This window comes from Synechococcus sp. (genome assembly GCF_982614295.1).
The window spans coordinates 48,127-53,764 of the sequence record NZ_CEXBMR010000005.1 but is presented as its reverse complement, the minus strand read 5'-3'; the positions used below and the strand labels follow the sequence as shown (position 1 = coordinate 53,764).

Below are 5,638 nucleotides of genomic sequence, written 5' to 3'. Positions count from 1 at the left end.
TTCACTTCGCTGGTTTTCAAGACCAGAGCCATCAACCACTCGACCACCCCTCCATAAGCTTGAACCTGAAGTATCAGGCCAACACTCATATAAGTGAGTTTGACACGTCAAACCACCTAGCCCATGCTCTTTAACCTTGCTTTGCAAGCGGCAAGAGACATTTATCAGAATCGCAACCAGCAGGGCCTGCCTCCACCAATTCACCGCTGTCGTAATGCTGCAAAGCATCAAAGAAATCTGGGTTGCGTCGCCTTGCTACCACCTCAGCATTGAGCTGCAGATAAGTGGCCTCATCAATCGGTTCAAACGGCAGACGCGGGAAGGTGGCATTGGCATCAAAACGAGCTAGTAATGCCGCTGATATGTATCCCTGGCCCTGCTGAATTGTTTGATAGATCGCATCAGCAAGGGGTTCGATTTCGTTTTCGCGAAATTCAATTGTGGCTGAAGTGTTGTGGGCGGTGTAGTGCTGCTGCACTTGCATATAAAAATCAAATTGCGCCATTGCAGAAAAATTATTAATTTCCACTAAATCCGCACCAGGTAAATTCGCCCAACTCACCTGGGTGGGTATCTCAACAAGCCATTCCGTGCAGCGGGGATCAAACGCATCATCAAGCAAGCGACCCTGCTCGTCTTTATCACTTTGAGAAGGCACGATTGTGTAGCCATAATCGAGGCAGGCGAGGGCTACAGGATCGTTTTTGCGGAAAGTAATGCGGCGAATAAAGCGCTGAGCTTTAGGGGGATGCCAACCAGGTGATGCACCGGTAAGCAAACTTTTTGTTCCTGCAGGTTGAACAGTGGTACAACGATTTGGACGCCGCAGCTGGTGACGATCGCAGTAATCCCAAACCGCTTCATTAACAATCTGCTTCCAACGGTTTAAAAATTCAGCTTCCTGTTCCTTAAAGGCCTTACCTTCAGAATTTGCAGGGCGGCCCGCCTCCCACCATTTCAACCATGCCGTTCCAAAGGCGTGCACAAAGAAATCAAATAAGCCGGTAAAACTTACCCCAACAATCGGATCCCATGCCCTGCTTTGGCGATAGCGTTCCACCTCAAAGCGATGATTAAGCAAACAGGCAACAGCTAAACCTGCGGCTTTAAACGCATCAGCTTGCCCTGCTAAATCAGTGGGATCAATTTGATTGAGATGCACCTCTGCTAAGTTGCAATGAAAATCAGCTCCAAGGATTTCACCACAAGGATTTAAGCCGTAACGATTTAGGCGATGTTCTAATTCAGCATCGTTGATGGCTGGATGATTTAATTGCAACCAACGACCTGCTTCTTCTCTACCTTGCTCGCAGTAAATATCTTGGAATTCAAGCCTTAGTTCAGGGGTATTTAATAAATCTGCATTAGATCTTGCGATTGCTTCTGGTGCAAATTGAATAGCCCCCTCGCCGGAATTAAATTGCTTTAATACCGCGTCGTACACCACATCGCGGCTGGGGCGATTGTGAAATACACGGGTATGGTTTGCCATCCGCAGCGAATCGCGTTCTGGATCAATGCTCCAGTTGCCTTGTTCGTCTTGCTGCCAGAGGTTGTCTTTTGCAACTGAAGCAGCCTGATCATTAGCTGCAAATTGTCTCATCCCAGCGCTGCGGCGAATATTGCCAGCAACAATCGTTACGGCTGCCTCATCGATTAGTAAGCAACATTCCACTGAAGTGAGCTTGCGACCATTGGCCCGATTGAGGATTTGGGCAACTCTTGCGTATAGATCTTTCAGCTTTACTGGATTGGCCATGCCGCCAAATCCCTTGAGGGTTTCACCAACGGGTCGGACATCGGATAAATCAACCGAAATCTCTATTGGCAAAGCAGGATCAAAACTTTCGTTACTACAAAGTTCAAGTAGCAATTGATAGCTATCAACCCAGCCCCTACGCGTATCACCAACCTTGATCAAAACGGATTGGCCACTGATGCTATGGCTGGTGCGATCTTCGCGGGCTGCAGGCGATGTGACGCCGATATCGCTAACACTTTTAATCGCGATGCTGTTGCGCACCGTTGGCAAACGATCGATTAATCGCGGCTCAATGATGGCGCCGGTGCCGCAGCCCATCATTGCCAAATCCATCATTAAGCCGAAGGCTTGCCAATCCACCAGATTTGTGGAGGTGCAGTTGTAAGCACCAGAAAAATTTTCAGGTTTTTCAATCCAAGCGGTGCCACCAATCCAAAGCCAACGGCCAGAAGGTAAAGACTTTTGGCGTTGTTGCATGCGGCGGATCATCTCCACTTCAGCTAAATCCAAACGACCCAATATCCGTAAACCTTCAAGATTTCGCTCAGAAACCTGATGCCAGCTTTCACGACCGCTAGGGGTTTTACGGCTGTAGGTGCGGTAAAAAACAGGGTTTGCAGCTGGAGCTGTTATCGGGAAATCAACGGGGTCTTGATTGTTTGAGTTCAACTCTTCAAGCCGTTGGAGGGTGGAGGTCACCGGCGCTAGATCTGGTATTACGAGGGAAGCTAATACGCCATCGGTAGCGGTAGGGGGAGAATGCCGGCCATTGATCTGGCCCAAAGCTCATAGCCCAAGGCCGAAGCATTGGTATTGCTGAGGTTTAGAGGTTTTATCAATGCCACGGGTTCGTTTCCAAGAATTACTGCAAGCGCTGCAGCAATTTCGCTTGATGGCAGAGGTGGGCCATAGCAAAGGCGAATTAACGAGCATTGCTGATCTTGTTGATAGTTTTATTGATACCCCTCAGATGGATGCCTGCATCAAACGGTTTCGCGCCCTCCCAGGGGGCAACGCCTTAATTGATAGCCGTTATCCAGCCTTGCAACCCAACATCGCTTATCTGCAGCAGCTGCCAAAGGACAGCCTTGGTTTTCAATACTCCAATTTAATTTTAAAAAACGGCTACGACCCTGAGTTTTTCCGCCCACGAACGATCAGCAGTGATGGTCATTGGCTTACCCAACGCATCGCCACCACCCACGACATTCACCACGTAATAGGCGGCTTTGCAACTACACCAGAAGGTGAAAGTGGCGTGCTGGCGATCACTGCTTGCCAGATCGGTTTTCCTGCCTACGTGATGCTGAACAATGCCGCTGCGATAAGTAGCTTCAGACTCTCACCAACCAGTTATCCGCAGTTAAGTGCCTCTATAAATCACGGCATTGCAATGGGCTTCAATGCAGAGGCTTTAGCTATCGCCCGTTGGGAAGAAGGCTGGGAAAGGCCCCTAAGCGATTGGCGACAAGAGCTTGGAATTACAAAGCCAGCTAATGGATTTATCTATGGCTTAAAAAAAACAGCGGCTTAAAAAAACAGCGGCTTAAATAAAACAGTTCATTTAGATAGAAACAAACTAATAGCCGAGCAGCCGGATCCTAAAAGCCGCTAATTCCTGCGCCTGGGCAGGTGCCTGCAACAAAAATGGATGGCTTGCCAATTGCAGCATTACTTGCTCCAAACGCTCTTCACGGCTCAAATTTTGTGCTTCCAAGGCCTGCCAAGCATCGCTAAAAGCCATCGCAAAACCATCTGGATTATTAAAAACGGTTTGGCCTGAAGCACTGGGATCTGGGCGAATCACTAGCAAAATCCACAGGTACTAAAAAGGCTACATAGCTGGCGTTTTGGCGATGCGACCTGCCAGGCTTAAGGAATGACTACCAGCAGCACTGAACCGGCAACTTGCAGCCCAGAAGAAATTGCCTTTCGCGCCGCTGTTGCGAGAAGGCGAAATTTTGCAATCATTTCCCATCCAGATGCGGGTAAAACCACCCTTACCGAAAAGCTATTGCTTTATGGCGGTGCGATTCAACAAGCGGGGGCCGTTAAAGCAAAAGGTGAGCAGCGACGCGTTACTTCAGATTGGATGGAAATTGAGAAACAAAGGGGAATTTCTATTACTTCCACGGTGCTGCAATTTGATTACAACGGCAACACAATTAATTTACTAGATACCCCAGGCCACCAAGATTTTTCAGAGGATACCTATCGCACTTTAGCGGCTGCAGATAATGCTGTGATGCTGGAAGATGCCGCGAAAGGCCTTGAACCACAAACCCGCAAACTTTTTGAAGTGTGCAAGATGCGGCAAATACCAATATTTACTTTTATAAATAAAATGGACAGGCCGGGGCGGGAGCCACTGGAATTATTAGATGAGATTGAAAAAGAATTAGGTTTAGCGCCATGGGCTGTTAATTGGCCAATCGGCAGTGGTGAACGTTTTCGTGGCGTAATCGATCGGCGCAGTAGAGAAGTGATCCTATTTCAACGGGCGGAACGGGGACGCCAAGCAACTGAAAGTAGGCTGCAATTAAATGATCCAAACCTTAAAGATCTGGTAGAATCAGAATTATTAGATCAAGCAATTGAAGAATTAGAATTATTAGATACTGCAGGGGCTGAATTAGAATTAGATCTTGTGCATGCAGGTGCCCTAACCCCAGTATTTTTTGGTAGCGCCATGACTAATTTTGGTGTGCACCCATTCTTAGATACATTCTTAGAACTAGCCCAGAAACCTGTTGCACGACAAAGTCGAGAGGGTCCTATAGATCCATTGAGCACTGATTTCAGTGGCTTTGTTTTTAAATTACAGGCAAATATGGATGCGCGCCATCGCGATCGTGTTGCCTTTGTGAGGGTATGTTCTGGAAAGTTCGAAAAGGACATGACCGTGCAACATGCCCGCAGCGGACGCTCGATTCGACTTTCGCGCCCGCAGAAATTATTTGGCCAAGATCGAGAGGTTGTGGATGAAGCTTTTCCCGGAGATGTAATTGGCTTAAATAATCCTGGCATGTTTGCAATTGGTGATACTTTATATAGTGGAGCTAGGGTTGAATATGAAGGTATACCTTGTTTTAGCCCAGAACTTTTTGCCTGGTTGCGTAATCCAAATCCATCTGCATTTAAAAGTTTTCGTAAAGGGGTCAATGAATTACGAGAAGAAGGGGCAGTGCAAATTCTCTACGACACCGATCAAAGCAAACGGGATCCAATACTTGCGGCAGTTGGTCAACTGCAACTAGAGGTTGTTCAACATCGGCTTGAGAACGAATACGGGGTGCCAACCCGCCTAGAACCTTTGGGTTTTTCAGTGGCACGTTGGGTTAATGGCGGCTGGCCGATGCTTGAAAGCGTGGGTCGTATTTTTAATTGCAAAACCGTGCGTGATTGTTGGGACCGGCCTGTTTTGCTATTTAAAAATGATTGGAATTTGAATCAACTACAAGAAGATCATCCAGCCTTAGAGCTCGCCTCTGTTGCTCCTGTAGTGAGCGGGCTTGAACCAATCAGCTTATGAGCCCACAACTATGGCCTGGCCTCGCCAAGATGGGTATAGAAGATGTGAATTAAATGCTGAGCCAGTGGTGGGTGCGGCCACGCAACGACGGTGGCTGCGATTACGTGAGGCTACGTAGCAGCTCAGTTCAAGGTAAAGAGCAGTATGAATGGATAGAAGGTTGCCATCTACCACCTCAAATGCCTTTACTTAAGAAGCGTCGTTGGTTGAGCCTTGAGTCGATGCCTTTGCAGCGCCATCAATTAGAAGCCCATGGTTATCAACCAAGCAAACCAGTTTTTTAAGCCTTACCCAAACCCCTAATTCTCTGCAGACATTGCAGGTTCCCCCATGGCCCAGGGCAC

5 protein-coding genes are annotated in these 5,638 nt (G+C 47.8%); 3 read left to right on the top strand and 2 right to left on the bottom strand.

Annotated elements, in window-relative coordinates; genetic code table 11:
- Positions 1-130: 130 nt before the first annotated feature.
- The gene (gene nrdJ / locus AC2JC8_RS01815) at positions 131-2,461 is read right to left on the bottom strand and encodes a ribonucleoside-triphosphate reductase, adenosylcobalamin-dependent (protein ID WP_484401481.1); all 2,331 of its coding nucleotides are present in this window, start codon (positions 2,459-2,461) and stop codon (positions 131-133) included.
- Between the two features lie 139 nt (positions 2,462-2,600).
- Here nrdJ and AC2JC8_RS01810 point away from each other — a divergent pair, with 139 nt between their 5' ends.
- Entirely contained in the window at positions 2,601-3,296 is a 696-nt protein-coding gene (locus tag AC2JC8_RS01810) for a Coq4 family protein (protein ID WP_484419872.1), read from the top strand.
- Positions 3,297-3,341: 45 nt separating this feature from the next.
- Here the strand turns inward: AC2JC8_RS01810 and AC2JC8_RS01805 are convergent, their stop codons facing one another.
- The gene (locus AC2JC8_RS01805) at positions 3,342-3,569 is read right to left on the bottom strand and encodes a hypothetical protein (protein ID WP_484419873.1); all 228 of its coding nucleotides are present in this window, start codon (positions 3,567-3,569) and stop codon (positions 3,342-3,344) included.
- A 72-nt stretch (positions 3,570-3,641) separates the two neighbouring features.
- Here AC2JC8_RS01805 and AC2JC8_RS01800 point away from each other — a divergent pair, with 72 nt between their 5' ends.
- Both AC2JC8_RS01800 and AC2JC8_RS01795 read left to right on the top strand, forming a co-directional pair.
- Positions 3,642-5,294, top strand: a complete 1,653-nt coding sequence (locus tag AC2JC8_RS01800) for a peptide chain release factor 3 (protein ID WP_484419874.1) — start codon at positions 3,642-3,644, stop codon at positions 5,292-5,294.
- Positions 5,295-5,347: 53 nt separating this feature from the next.
- On the top strand, positions 5,348-5,578 hold the full coding sequence (locus AC2JC8_RS01795; RefSeq protein ID WP_484400931.1) for a hypothetical protein: 231 nt from the start codon (positions 5,348-5,350) through the stop codon (positions 5,576-5,578).
- The last annotated feature ends 60 nt before the right edge of the window (positions 5,579-5,638 follow it).